The 16,988-nt window shown below is 71.5% G+C and carries 18 protein-coding genes; 11 read left to right on the forward strand and 7 right to left on the reverse strand.

Going from position 1 to position 16,988, the window contains the following annotated elements; all coding sequences use genetic code 11:
* The first annotated feature begins 222 nt into the window (after positions 1 to 222).
* Positions 223 to 1,323, forward strand: coding sequence for an FAD-dependent monooxygenase (locus ACZ6DL_RS30645; protein ID WP_466056295.1), 1,101 nt, complete (start codon positions 223 to 225; stop codon positions 1,321 to 1,323).
* Here ACZ6DL_RS30645 and ACZ6DL_RS30650 read toward each other — a convergent pair.
* Positions 1,320 to 2,297 carry a helix-turn-helix transcriptional regulator gene (locus ACZ6DL_RS30650; protein ID WP_466056297.1) on the reverse strand — a complete coding sequence of 326 codons (978 nt, stop codon included), beginning with the start codon at positions 2,295 to 2,297 and terminating at the stop codon, positions 1,320 to 1,322. The genes ACZ6DL_RS30645 and ACZ6DL_RS30650 overlap by 4 nt on opposite strands.
* A 62-nt stretch (positions 2,298 to 2,359) precedes the next feature.
* On the opposite strand from ACZ6DL_RS30650, the gene ACZ6DL_RS30655 reads away from it, so the two are divergent.
* On the forward strand, positions 2,360 to 3,571 hold the full coding sequence (locus ACZ6DL_RS30655) for an epoxide hydrolase family protein (protein ID WP_466056299.1): 1,212 nt from the start codon (positions 2,360 to 2,362) through the stop codon (positions 3,569 to 3,571).
* Positions 3,572 to 3,758: 187 nt separating this feature from the next.
* On the opposite strand, the gene ACZ6DL_RS30660 is transcribed toward ACZ6DL_RS30655, so the two are convergent.
* A complete protein-coding gene (locus ACZ6DL_RS30660) occupies positions 3,759 to 4,769 on the reverse strand; it encodes a helix-turn-helix transcriptional regulator (protein WP_466056301.1) in 1,011 nt (336 codons plus the stop codon).
* 63 nt (positions 4,770 to 4,832) lie between these two features.
* On the opposite strand from ACZ6DL_RS30660, the gene ACZ6DL_RS30665 reads away from it, so the two are divergent.
* On the forward strand, positions 4,833 to 5,324 hold the full coding sequence (locus ACZ6DL_RS30665; protein WP_466056303.1) for a pyridoxamine 5'-phosphate oxidase family protein: 492 nt from the start codon (positions 4,833 to 4,835) through the stop codon (positions 5,322 to 5,324).
* 23 nt (positions 5,325 to 5,347) lie between these two features.
* Here the strand turns inward: ACZ6DL_RS30665 and ACZ6DL_RS30670 are convergent, their stop codons facing one another.
* A complete protein-coding gene (locus ACZ6DL_RS30670) occupies positions 5,348 to 6,256 on the reverse strand; it encodes a LysR family transcriptional regulator (RefSeq protein WP_466056305.1) in 909 nt (302 codons plus the stop codon).
* A gap of 111 nt (positions 6,257 to 6,367) precedes the next feature.
* Here ACZ6DL_RS30670 and ACZ6DL_RS30675 point away from each other — a divergent pair, with 111 nt between their 5' ends.
* Positions 6,368 to 7,108, forward strand: a complete 741-nt coding sequence (locus tag ACZ6DL_RS30675; RefSeq protein WP_466056307.1) for an SDR family oxidoreductase — start codon at positions 6,368 to 6,370, stop codon at positions 7,106 to 7,108.
* Positions 7,109 to 7,123: 15 nt separating this feature from the next.
* On the opposite strand, the gene ACZ6DL_RS30680 is transcribed toward ACZ6DL_RS30675, so the two are convergent.
* From ACZ6DL_RS30680 to ACZ6DL_RS30695, 4 genes are all read right to left on the reverse strand, one after another.
* The gene (locus tag ACZ6DL_RS30680; protein ID WP_466056309.1) at positions 7,124 to 8,365 is read right to left on the reverse strand and encodes an RNA polymerase sigma factor; all 1,242 of its coding nucleotides are present in this window, start codon (positions 8,363 to 8,365) and stop codon (positions 7,124 to 7,126) included.
* Between the two features lie 3 nt (positions 8,366 to 8,368).
* On the reverse strand, positions 8,369 to 8,704 hold the full coding sequence (locus tag ACZ6DL_RS30685; RefSeq protein WP_393238027.1) for a YciI family protein: 336 nt from the start codon (positions 8,702 to 8,704) through the stop codon (positions 8,369 to 8,371).
* A gap of 13 nt (positions 8,705 to 8,717) precedes the next feature.
* A complete protein-coding gene (locus tag ACZ6DL_RS30690) occupies positions 8,718 to 9,305 on the reverse strand; it encodes a dihydrofolate reductase family protein (RefSeq protein WP_466056311.1) in 588 nt (195 codons plus the stop codon).
* A gap of 92 nt (positions 9,306 to 9,397) precedes the next feature.
* On the reverse strand, positions 9,398 to 10,234 hold the full coding sequence (locus tag ACZ6DL_RS30695) for an isocitrate lyase/PEP mutase family protein (protein ID WP_466056313.1): 837 nt from the start codon (positions 10,232 to 10,234) through the stop codon (positions 9,398 to 9,400).
* A gap of 64 nt (positions 10,235 to 10,298) precedes the next feature.
* On the opposite strand from ACZ6DL_RS30695, the gene ACZ6DL_RS30700 reads away from it, so the two are divergent.
* The 7 genes from ACZ6DL_RS30700 to ACZ6DL_RS30730 all read left to right on the forward strand — a co-directional run bounded on the left by ACZ6DL_RS30700 (position 10,299) and on the right by ACZ6DL_RS30730 (position 16,984).
* Positions 10,299 to 11,006, forward strand: coding sequence for an ArsR/SmtB family transcription factor (locus tag ACZ6DL_RS30700; RefSeq protein ID WP_466056315.1), 708 nt, complete (start codon positions 10,299 to 10,301; stop codon positions 11,004 to 11,006).
* Between the two features lie 136 nt (positions 11,007 to 11,142).
* Entirely contained in the window at positions 11,143 to 12,201 is a 1,059-nt protein-coding gene (argC, locus tag ACZ6DL_RS30705; RefSeq protein WP_357962815.1) for an N-acetyl-gamma-glutamyl-phosphate reductase, read from the forward strand.
* Positions 12,198 to 13,415 carry a bifunctional glutamate N-acetyltransferase/amino-acid acetyltransferase ArgJ gene (gene argJ / locus ACZ6DL_RS30710; RefSeq protein ID WP_466056317.1) on the forward strand — a complete coding sequence of 406 codons (1,218 nt, stop codon included), beginning with the start codon at positions 12,198 to 12,200 and terminating at the stop codon, positions 13,413 to 13,415. The genes argC and argJ overlap by 4 nt, the downstream gene beginning before the upstream one ends.
* Positions 13,412 to 14,347 (forward strand): acetylglutamate kinase, encoded by a 936-nt coding sequence (gene argB / locus ACZ6DL_RS30715; RefSeq protein ID WP_466056319.1) that lies wholly within the window; start codon positions 13,412 to 13,414, stop codon positions 14,345 to 14,347. The genes argJ and argB overlap by 4 nt, the downstream gene beginning before the upstream one ends.
* Positions 14,344 to 15,546 carry an acetylornithine transaminase gene (locus ACZ6DL_RS30720; protein ID WP_466056321.1) on the forward strand — a complete coding sequence of 401 codons (1,203 nt, stop codon included), beginning with the start codon at positions 14,344 to 14,346 and terminating at the stop codon, positions 15,544 to 15,546. The genes argB and ACZ6DL_RS30720 overlap by 4 nt, the downstream gene beginning before the upstream one ends.
* The gene (gene argF / locus ACZ6DL_RS30725) at positions 15,543 to 16,487 is read left to right on the forward strand and encodes an ornithine carbamoyltransferase (RefSeq protein WP_466056323.1); all 945 of its coding nucleotides are present in this window, start codon (positions 15,543 to 15,545) and stop codon (positions 16,485 to 16,487) included. The genes ACZ6DL_RS30720 and argF overlap by 4 nt, the downstream gene beginning before the upstream one ends.
* Positions 16,484 to 16,984 (forward strand): arginine repressor, encoded by a 501-nt coding sequence (locus ACZ6DL_RS30730; RefSeq protein WP_466056325.1) that lies wholly within the window; start codon positions 16,484 to 16,486, stop codon positions 16,982 to 16,984. Before argF ends, ACZ6DL_RS30730 begins: the two co-directional genes overlap by 4 nt.
* The last annotated feature ends 4 nt before the right edge of the window (positions 16,985 to 16,988 follow it).

Consider the following 16,988-nt stretch of genomic DNA (forward strand, 5'->3'; position numbering starts at 1 on the left):
CGCTCGCGACGGCTCGGCCCCGCGTTCCTCGATCATCCGATGCGAGCGGCGCGCGCTCCGAATGGTTCGGCGGGAAGGCGCGAAGTCCGGCACCGGAGCCACCCGTATTCGTCTCGCCAGGGCAGCGGCAGTGATACCGGTTACGCTCCCGATTCTTGACACTACATCTGTAGTATCGTTTGCGATAGCTGCTCGTCGAGCGGTTCGGAGAAAGGGGAAGCGATGGCCGAGGCGCTCATCGTGGGCGGTGGCATCGGTGGCCTGGCGACCGCGGTGGCCTTCTTGCGGCGAGGCCACCGCGTCGAAGTGCTCGAGCGGGCCGCCGAGATCACCGAAGTCGGCGCCGGGCTGTCGCTGTGGCCCAACGCGATTCGCGCCCTCGACGCCCTCGGCTTGGGCGACGAGGTGCGGGCACGGGCCGTCGAGCAGGGGGCGGCGGGCATCCGTGATCGCGTCGGACGGTGGCTGACCAGGATGGACGCCGAGGCGATCCGGGCTCGGTACGGCAGCCCGGTCATGCTGCACCGCGCCGACCTGGTGCACATCCTGCGCTCCGCGATACCGGCGGCGGCGCTGCGCACCGGCGTCACCGTGGCCGAGGCCCGAGCCGACGGCACGGTGGTGCACTCGGCCGGAATCTCCAGCGCGGACATCGTCGTCGGCGCGGACGGCATTCGCAGCGTCGTGCGTCGCACCGTCTGCGGTGAGATCCGCCCCCGCTACGGCGGCTACACCGCGTGGCGGGTGGTCGTCACACCACGTGAGCCGGTCCCGGAGATGGGTGAAAGCTGGGGGCGCGGTGAGCGTTTCGGGTACGTGCCGCTCGCGGACGGCCGCGTCTACTGCTTCGCCACCGCGAACATGCCCGCCGGGAAGGCGGGCGGCGGGGTGGACGAGTTGCGCGCCCGGTTCGGCGGATGGCACGACCCGATCCCCGCCCTGCTGGCCGCGGCCGGGGACGCGGAGGTGCTGAAGCACGACCTCTACGACCTGCCGACGCCGAAGAGCTTCGTGGCAGGCCGGATCGCGCTCGTGGGAGACGCGGCGCACGCCATGATGCCCACCCTCGGGCAAGGCGCCTGCCAGGCGCTGGAGGACGCCGTGGTGCTGGCCAGGGTGGTCGACAGCGGCGGTGACCTCGCCGATTACGACCGGGAACGCAGGCCGCGCACCCGGATGATCGCCGCACGCTCGCGCCGGCTCGGCGCGGTGGCGCAACTGTCGTCGGCGCCCGTCGTCGCGATCCGCGACGCCTTGGTGCGGGCGGTCCCCGACTCGGTGCAACTCGGATCGCTCGCCGCCGTCCTGGATTGGCGCGGCTAGCCGGTGCGCTCGCCGCGGTAGTCGCGCACGGCGCGCACGCAGCGGGCGGCCTGCGCGCGCAGCGCCTCGACGAGTTCCGGTGGGCCGTCGAGCAGGGTGAAGTCGAGATCGACCGAGGTGATCATCCACACCAGCTGCTCCGGCGACTCGCTGCCGACGTGCAGGCGGCAGCTGTGCTCGTCGACGGCTTCCAGGACGCCGGTGCCCGGCCACACGCGGTCGGCGGCGTCATCGGCCGAGCGGTGCAGGAGCACCGTCGCCTGATGCGGCCACGCACGGGTCGACAGCCGCATCGAAAGATACGCCGCGACATCGCCTTCCGGCGGCTCGCGTGGTGCGTAGCGTGGGCCGGTCGGAATCCGCGGGGTGATCCGGTCCGCCCGGAAGGTGCGCCAGTCGGTGCGTTCCACGTCCCAGGCGACCAGGTACCAGTGCCTGCTGAAGTGCACGAGGGTGTGCGGCTCGACGGTGCGCAGGCCCAGTGTTCCGTTGTGCGCGCGATAGTCGAACCGCAGCCGTTCGTGGCGCTGACACGCTTCGGCGATGGCCATGAGCGTGTCCGGATGGACTTCGGGCACCGGCGCCGCGACGCGCAGAGTGGCGCCGCGCAGCGTGCGGACCCGGTGGCGCAACCGGGGCGGCAGTACCTGCTCCAGCTTGCTCAGCGCGCGCAGCGCCGCCTCCTCGAGTCCGGTCACGCTGCCACCGGCGGCGCTGCGCAGCCCGACCGCCACCGCGACCGCTTCGTCGTCGTCCAGCAGCAGCGGCGGCAACGCGGCGCCCGCGCCGAGCCGGTATCCGGCGGCGCCCCGGGTGGCATGCACCGGATAGCCGAGTTCGCGCAGCCGATCGATGTCGCGACGCACGGTTCGACCGGTGACGCCGAGCCGTGCGGCCAGTTCGGCGCCGGTCCAGTCGGGACGGGTCTGCAACAGAGTCAGCAGGGCGAGCAGGCGAGCCGACGTTTCCAGCATCACGCCAGAATGCCGGAAAGATAGGAACGATCCCGTCCTAAGCGCTACCTACCGTGGCCGACATGACAACCGAACCGGACATTCGCCCTTTCCGCATCGACATCCCCCAGGAGAAGATCGACCATCTGCACCGGCGTCTCGCCGAGACGGCGTGGCCGAGCGACCTGCCCGGCGCGGGATGGGACAAGGGCATGCGGGTGTCCTACCTGCGGCCGCTGGCCGAGTACTGGCGGACCGAATTCGACTGGCGCGCCGTCGAGGCGACGCTGAACGAGCTGCCGCAGTTCGTCACCGCCATCGACGGGCAGCGGATGCACTTCCTGCACGTGCGCTCGCCGGAGCCGGATGCGCTGCCGCTGGTGCTCGGTCACGGCTGGCCCGCGTCGTTCGTCGAGTTCCTGGACGTGCTCGGGCCGCTGAGCGATCCCCGCGCCCACGGTGGCGACCCCGCCGACGCGTTCCACCTGGTTGTTCCCTCGCTGCCGGGGTTCGCGTTCTCCGAGGTGTCTCCGGATCCGGGTGCGGGCTCGACCGAGCGGTTCGCGGAGGTGGTAGCGGCACTCATGGCGCGGCTGGGCTACGACCGCTACGGCGTGCAGGGCGGCGACGCCGGATACTTCATCGCCGCACAGCTGGGCCATATCGCTCGGGAACACGTCGTGGGCCTCCATGTGAACGGCCCGATCACGATTCCCTCCTGGGACAGCGGCGACGGCGAATCGTGGGGGACGGCGGCGTCCGCGTCGGCCGAGTGGTCCCCGGGTGCATCGGAGGCCGAGTACAGCCCGGAGGACCAGGCGAGGCTGGCGACCCTGACCGGCCCGGAGAGCTACGCCCGCTACGACTACGCGACCGTGCAGGCCAACCGCCCGCACACGCTGGCGATCGGCCTGCAGGACTCGCCCGCCGGGCTGCTGTCCTGGATCGCCGACCTGTTCCGGCAGTACACGAACCCGGCGATCGAACTGCCGGACGAGGCGGTGGGCCGGGACGCGCTGCTGACCAACGTCAGCCTGTACTGGTTCACCGGAACCCTCGCCTCCTCGCTGCGGCTCTACAGCGAATCCGCGGCCTGGGGCGCGCCGGTGGTGAAGTCCGATGTGCCGACCGCGGCGGCGATCTTTCCCGGCGACATGTCCATTCGAAAGCTCGCCGAACAGGCGCACGACATCGTCCGGTGGACGGAGTTCGATCGTGGCGGGCATTTCGCGGCGATGGAGGCGCCGGATCTGTTGATCGCGGACGTGCGCGAGTTCTTCCGCACACTGCGCTGAGCGACAGCCGCTTTCGCGATCAGCGCCGGCCGGGACGAGGCGAACCAGGCGCGGGTGGCGGCGCTGCGCGATCGGACCGGCGGGGCTGCCCGACGCGGACCGAGTCATCACGAGCTGGGATGATCCTCGCCCGGCGGGGCACGGGAACGGTTCGCGGGTCCGATGATCGGAAGCGCCGGATCCGCTCCTACCCGCCGGGTTGCCGCGCGGTCGAGCCCGGGTGATCGGATTTCGCGGAGTAGCGCGCGTGCATGGCGGCGGCTGTCGCCGCGAGCCGTGCGCGCAGCTGCGACGGCTCCAGCACTTCGACGAACTCGCCGAGCGGCAGCAGGCCGTGCGCGAGCACCTCGTAGGACTCCGACGGCACGACCACCTCCACCCACCCCTCGGCATCGGGCGGCCCGGAGGAGGCCAGTGCTTCGGCGACCGCCGCCGGATCGTTCATCAGCCGCAGCAACCGCAGGTGGGTGGCGGCGATCCGGCAGCGCGCCCGGACGCGCAGCATCGAACGCGCGAAATCGTCGGCGGCGTCGGTCCAGTGCGCCCGCAGATCGAATCCGGCCGGGCGGGCGAAGGATTCGCCGGTCGTCTCGGCGGAGAGGATCCGGCCCACCCGATACGAGCGGGGCGTGTGCCCGCTGCGGGCGACGAGGTACCAGGTGCCTGCCTTGAGCACCAGGCCGAGTGGGTCGAGCAGGCGCTCGACGACCTGATCCTTGCGGGCGTAGCGCACACGCAGCCTCCGGTCGTGCCAGAGCGCGCCGGCGATCGTCGCGAGCGTCGGCGTCTCGTCCGGCCGGTGGAACCAGCCCGGCGCGTCGACATGCACCCGCTCGGCGATGCGCGTCGCCCGCCCGCGCAATTCCGGCGGCAGCGCGGCGAGCATTTTCAACTGCGCGGTGGCCAGCACGGTGCCGAGGCCGAGATCGGCGGCGGCGCCGGGCAAGCCGGTCAGCAGCACCGCGTCGGCCTCGTCGGTGGTCAGGCCGGTGAGCCGGGTGCGATAGCCGTCCACCAGACGGACGCCGCCTGCCCGGCCCGGTTCGCTGTAGACCGGGACACCGGCCGCAGAAAGGGCCTCGACATCGCGATAGACGGTGCGCACCGACACTTCCAGTTCCCTGGCCAGTTCGGGCGCGGTGAGCCGGCCTCGGGTCTGCAACAGCAGCAGCAGTTGCACCAGCCGACTCGCCCGCATGCAGGCGACACTAGCCGGAAACCTTGACACGAGACGGCAGGGTTTCGCCGTACCGTCCTCGGCATGACCACTTGGAGCCGATTCACCGAAGAAGCACCGCACGTCGCCGAGGTCTTCGCCCGCAGGCACCGCGCGGCGGGCAATCTCTGCATGCTCGGCACGATCCGGGCCGACGGATCACCGCGGATCAGCCCGGTCGAACCACGCGTCTTCGAGGAGTTCCTGGTGCTCGCGGGCATGCCGGGCACGACCAAGTTCCGCGATCTGGCTCGGGATCCACGCTTCTGCCTGCACACCGCCACCGTGGACACGAACGTGTCCGACGGTGACGCCAAACTCTTCGGCGCCGTCGTCGACCTGCCCGACCGGGACGTACACGTCCGCTTCGCCCAGCACCTGTTCGACGCGACCGGTTTCGACATCCGGGGCCGGGAGTTCGACCACTTCTACGTCGCCGATCTCACCGGGGCGTCGACGGTGGAGGTCGACGGCGACCACCTCGACATCACCATTTGGAAGCCGGGCGAAGGGGAGCGCGTAGTGCGCAAGCACTGAGCCGGCGGCTCGGCGCGACGACCTCACTCCCGCGCCGTCAGTTGGGCGGCGATCGGGCTCGGGACCGGGACGCCGCGGCGGTGCAGGTCGGTGAGGAATCGGCGGACGAGGGGATCGCCCGGGGTGGAGGTGAGGCAGACGACCTCGCGCGTCAGTGGCGGCCGCAGGCTGCGGACGGCGCCGGGGAATGTCGCGGTCAGCGCGCTGGTGGGCACGAGGGCGGTGCCGAGACCGGCGGCGGCGAGCTGGGCGGCGGTGGTGGCTTGACGGGTCCTGGTCGCCGCGGTCAGCGCCACTCCGCGGCCTGCGGCGACTTCGTCGAGCCAGGCGCTGAGGCCGTTGTCGGGGTGGTAGTGCACCACCGGGCGTTCGGCGATGTCCGCCAGTGTCATCGCTGCCGGGGGCTTCCCGGCGTCGTCCGGCAAAGCCGCGACGATCTCCTCGTTTCCGATCACGACGAGGTGGCCCTCCCAGCGCGACGGCCTCGGCCCGAGGGCGAGATCGGCCGTGCCGACGGCCACCATCTCGGCCATGGCGTCGGCGCTGGACACCTCGGACAGGGTGAGGCGTACCTCTGGACGACGGCGATGCCAGACGCGCAGCACGGGGGCGAGCAGGCTCGCGGACATGCTGTCGGCGCACGCGATGCGCAATTGCCCGGTCGCGCCCGCGGCGACGGCGCGGCCGCCCGCGACCACCCGTTCGGCGGCGGCCACCGCGGCGCGTGCGTCCGCGGCGATCGCACGGCCCGCGGCCGTCGCCCGTACGCCACGCGGGAGCCGCTCGAGCACCGGCGTGCCGAGTTCGCGCTCCAGCGAGGCGATCTGGTGCGACAGCCCGGGTTGCGACAGATGCAGTCGAGCGGCGGCTTCGGTCACCGAACCGGAGTCGAGCACGGCGATCAGGCACTCGAGCGCGCGCAACGTAGGCATTCGATAATTCTATGGCAAACCACGAAACTATCGATCCCGCGACGGGATGGCGGTGATCGCCCAGGTCGTTCCTCTCGGTGGGGGACAGCACACCTACCGAGAGGAAAACTCATGACAGGCACGTTGGACGGCAAGAAGCTCGTCATCGTCGGCGGTGGATCGGGCATCGCTCGGCAGATCGCCCGAGACGCGGTCGCCGCGGGCGCGACCGTGGTGCTCGCGGGCCGCGACGAGCGCGCCGTGGCCGCGGCACGGGAGCACGTGATGGGCGCGGCCCGCGGTCGCCGTGCGGCGGTCGAAGCGATCCGGATCGACCTCGGTACCGAGGACTCCGTCGCCCGGGCAGCCGAGGAAGTCGGTGAGCTGGACTATCTGGTGTCAGTGGCCGCGTCCCACGCGAACGGGCCCGTGGCCGCGCTGGCTCGGGCGGCGATCGTGCGGGCCTTCGACGCCAAGGTGATCGGCCCGATCCTGCTCGGCAAGCACTTCGGCGCCCGGATCAGGCAGGGCGGAGCGCTGCTGCTGTTCTCCGGAGTAGCCGCGTGGCGGCCCGCGCCGGGACGGACGGTGATGGCTACGACCAATGGCGCGGTGAGTTTCCTCGCCGAGGCGCTGGCGGTCGAGTTGGCGCCGGTCCGGGTGAACGCGCTGTCGCCGGGCATTGTCGACTCGGGCGTCTGGGACGGCATGGGCGAGCGGAAAGAGCACTTCTTCGATGAGGTTGCGGCCGTCAATCCGGCGCGCCGGGTCGGCAGCCCCGCCGATATCTCCGCCGCGGCGCTGCTGGCGCTGACCAATCCCTTCTTGACCGGAACGACCCTGCACGTCGATGGCGGCGGCCGACTGACCTGAGCGCGGATCGCATCGCTACCGGTTCGGTCCACCTTTGCCGAGTTCGGCGCGCCGACGCGTCAGGAAATTTCGTTCGGCCGCGTTGTCGGTGCGGTCGAGGGCGGCGTCGTAGGCGGCGACGGCGTCGGCGGTGCGCCCGAGACGGGCCAGCAGGTTCGCGCGGATGGCGTGGAACAGGTGGTATCGCTCGAGAGCGAGGGCGTCCACCAATTCCAATGCCGTCGCCGGACCGTCCACTTCGGCGACCGCCACCGCGCGGTTGAGGGCTACGACCGGGCTCGGTGTGAGCGCGGTGAGCTGGTCGTAGAGCCGCAGGATCTGGGTCCAATCGGTGGCCGCCGCGACGGGGGCGTCGGCGTGCACCGCGTTGATCGCCGCTTGGAGTTGGTACGGCCCGGGCCGGTTGCGGCGCAGGCACTGCCGCACGAGCGCGTGCCCCTCGGCGACGAGGTCGCGGTCCCACCGGCTGCGATCCTGTTCCGCGAGGGGGATCAGGGAGCCGTCGGAGCCGATGCGCGCGGCCCGGCGAGACTCGCTGAGCAGCATCAATGCGAGCAGGCCCGTCACCTCGGGCTCGTCCGGCATCAGCTCCGCCGTGAGACGCCCCAGGCGAATCGCCTCGGCGCAGAGATCGGCCTTGACCAGCCGCGCACCGGAGGAGGCCGTGTGTCCCTCGGTGAAGATCAGGTAGACGACGGCGAGTACCGCGCGCAGCCGGGCGGGCAGGTCCGCGTCGGCGGGCACCCGGTACGGGATGCGGGCGTCGCGGATCTTGCCTTTGGCGCGAACGAGGCGCTGCGCCATGGTCGTTTCGGAGACCAGGAACGCGCGGGCGATCTCGGCGGTGCTCATCCCCCCGAGCAGCCGGAGAGTCAGCGCCACCTGTGCCTCCGGCGCCAGAGCGGGGTGACAGCAGGTGAAGATCAACCGCAGCCGGTCGTCGCGCACGGCGCTCAGCGCCTCCTCCGGCTCGTCTTCGGCGTGCAGGAGGGCGGCCTGCGCGTGCCGGTCCGCGCGGGAGGCCTCGCGGCGCAGGCGGTCGATGGCCCGGTTACGCGCGGTGGTGATGATCCAGCCGGGCGGGCTCGGCGGGAGACCGTCGGCGGGCCAGCGCTGGACGGCGGCGGTGAAGGCGTCCTGCACCGCGTCCTCGGCGACGCCGATGTCGCCGAAGACGCGGACCAGGCTCGCGACCGCTCGGCCGTAATGCTGCGCGAAGACCGTTTCGATCACCGAGCCGGTCACGGGTTCGCCCATCCGTCAGTCCTGGATCGGACGGACCTCGACGGGAAGGCCGACGACGGCGGTGAGCTTGCGGCCCCATTCCAGCGCTTCGTCGAGATCGGCGGCGCGGATGACGGTGAACCCGCCGATGTGCTCCTTGCCTTCGACGTACGGGCCGTCGGTGATCAGCACGTCCTCGCCGCGGGCGTGCAACACGGTCGCGGTGCCGGGCGCGTGCAGACCGGCGGCGAACACCCAGGTTCCCGCCGCCCGCATCTCGTCGTTCAGCGCGCCGAGTTCGCGCATGATCTCGTCCAGGTTCTCCGGCACGCCCGCGTCGGGCTGGTAGATGCTGAGCAAGTAGTGCTTCATCGCGTCGTTCTCCTCATCCGCGCCGGTAGGTGGTGATGACGACACCGGTTCCCGTGGTCGTCACCGTGTCGGTCATCCGCAGGCCGCCCAGCGCCACGCCGGCGAACAATCGGCGGCCCGAACCGAGTACCACGGGGTGGATCAGCAGGAGGTACTCGTCCACCAGATCGTGGCGCATCAGCGAGCGCAACAGGTCACCACTGCCCAGCACCACCAGATTCCGGTCCGGTTCCCGCCGCCGCAACTCGGGGACCGCCGTCACCGCGTCACCGCCGAGCCATGTCGAGTTCTGCCAGGCCAGTGGCCCGCTACAGGTGCGGGAAGCGACGAACTTCTCGGTCTTGTCCAGCGCATCGGCCATCGGGTCGCCGACCTGTCGCGGCCAGTATCCCGCGAAGTCCTCGTAGGTGCGCCTGCCGAGCAGCAGCGCGCCGCGGTTCGCGGCCATGTGCCTGCCCATGACCTCGGCCTGCACCGGGTCGTCGTGCCGGTGCGCCCAGCCGCCGTGCGCGAATCCGTCTCGGGTGTCCTCGTCCGTCCGCCCGGGCGCCTGCATGACGCCGTCCAGGGTCAGGTGCTCCACCGCGATGATCTTGCTCATCTCCGCTCCTTCCGGGACCGGCGCGGCGCCGGTCGCACCATCTATACGAACGGGCCCCCGGCGGATCGACAGCGTCGCCGAAATCTTCGCTCTCAGGATGAACAGCCGCGAGAAGCCTCGACGGGTGCGGGCAAGAGACGTTGGATCTCGCCATAGCTGACGATTCCCGGCGGAACGGAGTCGTCGTGCCGCACGGCGCGTGCGACGTCCAGCGCGGCCGACAGCGCCGCCCGGTACAGCAGCGACCCGGTACTGATCCGGCGCACGCCCAGCTCGGTCAGCGTCGCGAGGCCCGGCCCATCGGCCGAATAGAGGACGTTCACGGGCACTTCACTCGCCGCCACGACTAGCTCGATACGCGCCGGGTCGGTCAGTCCGGGCACGAAGACGCCGTCGGCTCCGGCCGCGGCATACCGGCGTACGCGATCGTGGGTGGAGCCGTGGTCGAGCCCCAGCCAGTAGGTGTCGACGCGAGCATTGACGAACAGTTCCGGTGTGCGCTCCTTGACCGCCGCGATCAGCGCGGCCTGGTGCTCGGGCGCGGCGAGCGCCGATCCGAGGCGGCCGTCTTCCAGGTTGACGCCCGCGATCCCGCAGGCCGCGAGCTGTCCGGCGAAATCAGCGACCGCGCCCGGCCGCTCGTCGAACCCGGCCTCGATGTCCACGGTGACCGGGATCGGCAGCCGCGCGAGGCGCCGGGCCGAGGCGAACGTCTCCGCCTTCGTGAGGCCCGCGCCGTCGGTGCGCCCGGCCGCGGCGGCCACGCCCAAGCTGGTGGTGCCGATCGCCGCGAATCCCTCGTTGGCCAGCAGGGCGGCCGAGGCGAAGTCCCAGGCGTTCGGCAGGACGAGGGGACGGTCGCGGTGGTGCAGGCCGCGGAAGATCTCGAACTTGGCCGGCGGGGTCGCCGCCGCGGAAGACGAAGTCATGCCGCGACCGTAGCGACGGGACATTTCGGTGAGCGCCGAAACGACGGCCCGCCATGATGGTGTGGTGCCGACCAGAGGAACCGAACTGGCGGGCTTGGCCGCGCTGCTCGCCGACCGCACCCGCGCCGACATCTGCCTGGCGCTGGTGGACGGGCGGGCCTGGACCGCGGGCGAACTCGCGCGCCACACCGGCGTCGCGCCGTCCACCGCCACCGAGCATCTGGACCGCCTGCGCGACGGCGGACTGGTCGTCGAGCACCGGCAGGGCAGGCACCGCTATCTGCGGCTGGCCGGCCCGCAGGTCGCGGAGTTGCTCGAGACCATGGTCGCCCATCTCGGCCCGCCCGCCGCACCGGTCACCGGGCTGCGCACCGCCACCGTCGCCGCCGGGCTGGCCAGGGGCCGCACCTGCTACGACCATCTCGCGGGGCGCCTGGGCGTGGCCGTCACCGACGCCATGACAGCGCGCGGTCTGCTGAGCGGTGACGCTGGTTTCGCCCTGACCGGGTCCGGCGCGGCATGGCTCACCGGGCCGATGGGCATCGACCCTGCCGCGTTGCGCGCCACACGCCGCCCGGTGGCGCGGCCCTGTCTCGATTGGACCGAACGCCGAGTCCATCTGGGCGGCTCGGCGGGCGCGCAGCTGTGCCGCCGCCTGAAGGAGCTGGGGTGGATCAAGAGCGTCGGCAGCGGCCGCGCCGTGCGCGTCACCGCGCTGGGCGAAGCCGGACTGGCGCAGGCGCTGGACATCGACCCGCTCGCGCTGCGCTGACCTGCGACGAACCGGCTCGGCGGGATGCGGCCCGCCCTGCCGTTTGCGCGCGGACCGGGTGGGTATCAGGTCCTCGTGACCACGCTCGCGGCGACCAGGCTGTGAATGAGCTTGCATAGTCATGCATAATCATCACATGGTTGATTCCTCGGTCGGACCCGTCGTGCGGGTCGCGGTAGCCGGTGCCAGCGGGTACGCGGGCGGCGAAGTGTTGCGTCTGCTGCTGGGGCATCCGGCCTACCGAACCGGGCGCCTCGTCATCGGGGCGCTGACCGCGGGCTCGAACGCGGGCACCGCGCTGGGAGAGTTGCAGCCGCATCTGCTGCCGCTGGCCGACCGGGTGCTCGCACCGACCACGACCGCCGAACTGGCCGGCCACGATGTGGTCTTCCTCGGCCTGCCGCACGGTCAGTCGGCGGCCATCGCCGCCGAACTCCCCGAGTCCACGGTGGTCATCGACTGCGGCGCCGACTTCCGCCTCACCGACCCGAAAGCCTGGGAGAAATACTACGGCAGCCCGCACGCGGGCAGCTGGCCCTACGGTCTGCCCGAGCTGCCCGGCGGCCGGGAGAAACTGCGCGGCGCGACGCGGATCGCGGTCCCCGGCTGCTATCCGACCGTCGCCAGCCTCGCGCTGGCTCCCGCCGTCGCCGCGGGCATCGTGGAGCCCGCCGTGCACGTGGTAGCGGTGAGCGGAGCCTCCGGCGCGGGCCGCAAGCTGGACATCGGCCTGCTGGGGTCGGAGGTGATGGGTTCGGCGCGGGCCTACGGGATCGCGGGCGCGCACCGGCACACACCGGAGATCGCGCAGAACCTGACGGCGGCGGGCGGCACGGACGTCGCGGTGTCGTTCACGCCGGTCCTCGCGCCGATGCCGCGCGGCATCCTCGCCACCTGCACCGCGCCCACACGCGTGGACGCCGCGCAGGCGCGCGCCGTCTACGAGAAAGCCTATGCCGACGAGCCTTTCGTGCACCTGCTGCCGGAGGGCACACTGCCGCAGACCGGTTCGGTGCTCGGCTCCAACGCCGTCACCCTGCAGGTCGCGGTGGACGCCGACGCGGGCCTGCTCGTGGTGATCGGCGCGATCGACAACTTGACCAAGGGCACCGCGGGCGCCGCGGTCCAATCGATGAACCTGGCCCTCGGATTCGAGGAGACCGAAGGACTTTCCACCGTAGGAGTGGCACCGTGACGACAGTCGACATCGCCGACGGCAAGCTGGTGCGGACGCAGGGCGTGACCGCCCCGCTCGGCTTCCGCGCCGCGGGCATTGCCGCGGGCATCAAGGCCAGCGGCAAGCCCGATCTGGCGCTGGTGTTCAACGAAGGCCCGGAGTACCCGGCCGCCGGCGTATTCACCCGCAACAAGGTGAAGGCCGCTCCGGTGTTGTGGTCGCAGCAAGTGCTGAGCGGCAAGCGGCTGCGCGCGGTGATCCTGAACTCGGGCGGCGCCAATGCCTGCACCGGCCCGGGCGGATTCCAGGACACCCACAAGACCGCCGAGGAACTCGCCGCCGCGCTGAGCAATTGGGGCACCGAGACCGGCGCGGGTGAGATCGCCGTCTGCTCGACCGGACTGATCGGCGACCGGCTCCCGATGGACAAGCTGCTCCCCGCGGTCACCGAGATCGTCCACGAGATGGGCGGCGGACTGTCCGGCGGCTCGGATGCCGCCTGGGCCATCATGACCACCGACACCGTGCCCAAGGAGGCGGCGTTCCACCACCGCGACAAGTGGAACGTCGGCGGCATGGCGAAGGGCGCGGGCATGCTCGCGCCGTCGCTGGCCACCATGCTGGTGGTGCTCACCACCGACGCGGCGGTGACCGCGGAGCAACTCGACCGAGCGCTGCGCAACGCCACCGCGCGAACCTTCGACCGGCTCGACGTGGACGGCTCCTGCTCCACCAACGACACCGTGCTGCTGCTGGCCAACGGCGCCAGCGAAGTCACGCCCAGCCAGGAGGAACTCGACGCCGCCGTGCTCGCGGTCTGCGACGACCTGGCCGCCCAGCTGATGGCCGACGCCGAGGGCGTCACCAAGCGGGTGCTGGTCACCGTCGCGGGCGCGGCCACCGAGGACGAGGCCGTCGCCGCGGCGCGCACCGTCGCCCGCGACAGCCTGGTCAAGACGGCGCTGTTCGGGTCGGACCCGAACTGGGGACGGGTGCTGGCCGCGGTCGGCATGGCGCCGGTCACGCTCGACCCGAACCGGATCTCGGTGTCGTTCAACGGCAAGCCGGTGTGCATCGATGGCGTCGGCGCGCCCGGCGCCCGCGCGGTCGACCTGTCCGGCACCGACATCGAGGTGCTGATCGAGCTGAACGTCGGGTCGGCGAGCGCGAGCATCCGCACCACCGACCTGTCGCACGGTTACGTCGAAGAGAACTCGGCCTACAGCTCATGACCAGTCAGGTGCTGCATTCGCTCTCCGCGCTGGACAAGGCGCACGTCCTGGCCGACGCCCTGCCGTGGTTGCAGAAGTTCCGGGACAAGATCGTCGTCGTGAAGTACGGCGGCAACGCCATGATCGACGATCACCTCAAGCAGGCCTTCGCCGCCGACATGGCGTTCCTGCGCACGGTCGGCGTGCACCCGGTGGTGGTGCACGGCGGCGGCCCGCAGATCAGCGCGATGCTGAAGAAGCTCGGCCTGCAAGGCGAATTCCGCGGCGGCTTCCGGGTGACCACTCCGGAGGTGATGGACGTGGTGCGGATGGTGCTGTTCGGTCAGGTCGGTCGCGAACTGGTCGGCCTGATCAACTCGCACGGCCCGTACGCGGTCGGCATCTCCGGTGAGGACGCCGGGCTGTTCACCGCGACCCGCCGCACCGTCGAGGTGGACGGTGAGCCCACCGACATCGGCCTGGTCGGCGACGTCACCGAGGTGAACCCGGACGCCGTGCTGGACCTGATCGGCGCGGGCCGCATCCCGGTGGTGTCGACCATCGCGCCGGACGCCGAGGGCGTGGTGCACAACATCAACGCCGACACCGCCGCCGCGGCGCTCGCCGAGGGCATCGGCGCCGAGAAACTGGTGGTGCTCACCGACGTCGAGGGCCTGTACACGAACTGGCCGGACCGGTCCTCGCTCACCTCCAGCATCGATACGACCGCGCTGGCCGAGTTGCTCCCGAGTCTGGATGCGGGCATGGTGCCCAAAATGGAAGCCTGTCTGCGCGCGGTGTCGGCCGGTGTACCGACCGCGCATGTCATCGACGGCCGGGTGCCGCACGCCGTGCTGCTGGAACTGTTCACCGGAGAAGGAATCGGAACGATGGTGACCCCCGCCCCGCTCATCCCGAACGGGTCCGGCGCACCGAACGGAACGAAACAATGAGCACAGCTGAACTGCAGAAGCGGTGGTCCGCCGCGCTGATGAACAACTACGGCACGCCGAAGGTCGCGCTGGTGCGCGGCGCGGGGGCCGTGGTCTACGACGCGGACGGCAAGCGCTACGTCGACTTCCTCGGCGGCATCGCGGTCAACAGCCTCGGCCACGCCCACCCGGCGATCCTGGAGGCGGTCACCCAGCAGCTCGGCACGCTCGGGCACGTGTCGAATCTGTACGCCAGCGAGCCGGTCGTCGAGCTGGCCGAGCGGTTGCTCGCGCACTTCGGCGACGGCGAGGGCCGGGCGTTCTTCTGCAACTCCGGCACCGAGGCCGTCGAAGCGGCGTTCAAGATCGCCCGGCTCACCGGGCGGCCCAAGATCGTCGCGTGCGAGGAGGCGTTCCACGGCCGCACCATGGGCGCGCTCGCCCTCACCGGCCAGCCGTCCAAGCGCACCCCTTTCGAACCGATGCCGCCCGGCGTCGTGCACGTGCCCTACGGTGACGCCGCGGCACTGGAAGCCGCGGTCGACGAGGACACCGCGGCGGTGTTCCTCGAGCCGATGATGGGAGAGAGCGGCGTGGTGGTACCGCCGTTCGACTACCTGGCCAAGGCGCGCCAGATCACGGCGCGTCACGGAGCGCTGCTGGTGCTCGACGAGGTGCAGACCGGCATCGGCCGGACCGGGAAGTTCTACGCCCACCAGGCCGTCGGCATCGTGCCCGACGTGATCACGCTGGCCAAGGGCCTCGGCGGCGGGCTGCCCATCGGCGCGGTGCTGGCCACCGGCCGCGCGGCCGATCTGCTCACCCCCGGCATGCACGGCACCACCTTCGGCGGCAATCCGGTGTGCGCGGCGGCGGCGCTCGCGGTGCTGCGCACGATCGACGAGACCGATCTGCTCTCGCACGTCGAGTCGGTCGGCAAGCGGCTCAGTGACGGGATCGAGCTGCTCGAGCACCCGCTCATCGACCACGTGCGCGGTGCGGGCCTGCTGCTGGGCATCGTGCTCACCGACGAGGTCTCCGCGCACGTCGAGGCGCGGGCGCGGGAGGCGGGCTACCTGGTCAACCCGGCCAAACCCGACGTGATCCGGCTGGCGCCGCCGCTGGTGCTCACCGAGACCCAGGCGGACAACTTCGTCGCCGACCTGCCGGAAATCCTCGACGCCGCGCTCGCGGACGCGAAAGGGGCTGCGGCGCAATGACTTTTATCAGGCACTTCCTGCGTGACGACGATGTCAGCCCGGCCGAGCAGGCCGAGATCCTCGCCCTCGCCGCCGAACTCAAGAAATCACCCTTCGCGCGGCGCCCGCTCGAGGGCCCGCGCGGCGTCGGCGTGATCTTCGAGAAGAACTCCACCCGCACCCGGTTCTCCTTCGAGATGGGCATCGCCCAGCTCGGCGGGCACGCCGTGGTCGTCGACGGCCGCGACACCCAGCTGGGCCGGGAGGAGACGCTCGGCGACACCGGCCGGGTGCTGTCCCGGTATGTGGACGCCATCGTGTGGCGCACCTTCGAGCAGTCCCGGCTGGACGAGATGGCCGCCACCGCGACGGTGCCGGTGGTCAACGCGCTGTCCGACGAGTTCCATCCCTGCCAGGTGCTCGCGGACCTGCAGACGCTCGCCGAGCACAAGGGCGACCTGACCGGACGCGAACTCGCCTACTTCGGCGACGGCGCCAACAACATGGCGCATTCGCTGCTGCTCGGCGGCGTCACGGCGGGGCTGAACGTGACCATCGCCGCGCCCGCCGGCTTCGAGCCGCAGCCGTGGGTGGTGGAGGCCGCGCGCAAGCGGGCCGCCGAGACCGGCGCCACCGTCACGGTGACCGGCGATCCGGTCGCCGCCGCATGGGGCGCCGATGCGCTGGTCACCGATACCTGGACCTCCATGGGACAGGAGAACGACGGCCTGGACCGAGTCGGTCCGTTCCGGCCGTTCCAGCTCAACGCCGATCTGCTCGCCCACGCCAAGCCGGATGCGGTGGTGCTGCACTGCCTGCCCGCCCACCGCGGCGAAGAGGTCACCGACGAGGTGCTCGACGGGCCGCACAGCGTGGTGTGGGACGAGGCGGAGAACCGCCTGCACGCGCAGAAAGCGCTGCTGGTCTGGCTGCTCGAGCGACGATCCGGGGGAGCGGCGTGACCGAGGTCAGAAGCGGCCCGGCCATCGCGCGCACCCGTGCCGGGCGGCAGTCGCGCATCATCGAACTGCTGTCGGCGCACGCGGTGCGCAGCCAGACCGAGCTGGCGGCGCTGCTCGCGGCCGAGGGCATCGAGACCACACAGGCGACACTGTCGCGGGACCTGGACGAACTGGGCGCGGTGAAGCTGCGCGCGGCCGACGGCGGCGCGGGCGTCTACGTGGTGCCCGAGGACGGCAGCCCCGTCCGCGGCGTCACCGGCGGCACCGACCGGTTGTCCAAGCTGCTCGGCGACCTGCTGGTCTCCACCGACGCCAGCGGCAACATCGCGGTCCTGCGCACCCCGCCGGGCGCCGCGCACTACCTGGCCAGCGCCCTCGACCGCGCCGCCTTGCCGTACATCGTCGGCACCATCGCGGGCGACGACACCATCGCGGTCATCGCCCGCGAGCCGCTGAGCGGGGCCGAAGTAGCCACGAAGATCGAGGAGCTCGCCTGATCCG

The sequence above is a fragment of the Nocardia sp. NPDC041819 genome (genome assembly GCF_055590505.1).

What these genes read in the sequence shown, in the direction of transcription:
- ACZ6DL_RS30695 (WP_466056313.1), bottom strand. Translation starts at nt 10,234, where the DNA reads ATGACTTCGTCTTCCGCGGCGGCGACCCCGCCGGCCAAGTTCGAGATC.
- ACZ6DL_RS30680 (WP_466056309.1), bottom strand. Translation starts at nt 8,365, where the DNA reads ATGGGCGAACCCGTGACCGGCTCGGTGATCGAAACGGTCTTCGCGCAG.
- ACZ6DL_RS30720 (WP_466056321.1), top strand. Translation starts at nt 14,344, where the DNA reads ATGAGCACAGCTGAACTGCAGAAGCGGTGGTCCGCCGCGCTGATGAAC.
- ACZ6DL_RS30690 (WP_466056311.1), bottom strand. Translation starts at nt 9,305, where the DNA reads ATGAGCAAGATCATCGCGGTGGAGCACCTGACCCTGGACGGCGTCATG.
- ACZ6DL_RS30670 (WP_466056305.1), bottom strand. Translation starts at nt 6,256, where the DNA reads ATGCCTACGTTGCGCGCGCTCGAGTGCCTGATCGCCGTGCTCGACTCC.
- ACZ6DL_RS30675 (WP_466056307.1), top strand. Translation starts at nt 6,368, where the DNA reads ATGACAGGCACGTTGGACGGCAAGAAGCTCGTCATCGTCGGCGGTGGA.
- ACZ6DL_RS30665 (WP_466056303.1), top strand. Translation starts at nt 4,833, where the DNA reads ATGACCACTTGGAGCCGATTCACCGAAGAAGCACCGCACGTCGCCGAG.
- ACZ6DL_RS30645 (WP_466056295.1), top strand. Translation starts at nt 223, where the DNA reads ATGGCCGAGGCGCTCATCGTGGGCGGTGGCATCGGTGGCCTGGCGACC.
- ACZ6DL_RS30660 (WP_466056301.1), bottom strand. Translation starts at nt 4,769, where the DNA reads ATGCGGGCGAGTCGGCTGGTGCAACTGCTGCTGCTGTTGCAGACCCGA.
- ACZ6DL_RS30650 (WP_466056297.1), bottom strand. Translation starts at nt 2,297, where the DNA reads ATGCTGGAAACGTCGGCTCGCCTGCTCGCCCTGCTGACTCTGTTGCAG.
- argC (WP_357962815.1), top strand. Translation starts at nt 11,143, where the DNA reads ATGGTTGATTCCTCGGTCGGACCCGTCGTGCGGGTCGCGGTAGCCGGT.
- ACZ6DL_RS30685 (WP_393238027.1), bottom strand. Translation starts at nt 8,704, where the DNA reads ATGAAGCACTACTTGCTCAGCATCTACCAGCCCGACGCGGGCGTGCCG.
- argB (WP_466056319.1), top strand. Translation starts at nt 13,412, where the DNA reads ATGACCAGTCAGGTGCTGCATTCGCTCTCCGCGCTGGACAAGGCGCAC.
- argF (WP_466056323.1), top strand. Translation starts at nt 15,543, where the DNA reads ATGACTTTTATCAGGCACTTCCTGCGTGACGACGATGTCAGCCCGGCC.
- ACZ6DL_RS30655 (WP_466056299.1), top strand. Translation starts at nt 2,360, where the DNA reads ATGACAACCGAACCGGACATTCGCCCTTTCCGCATCGACATCCCCCAG.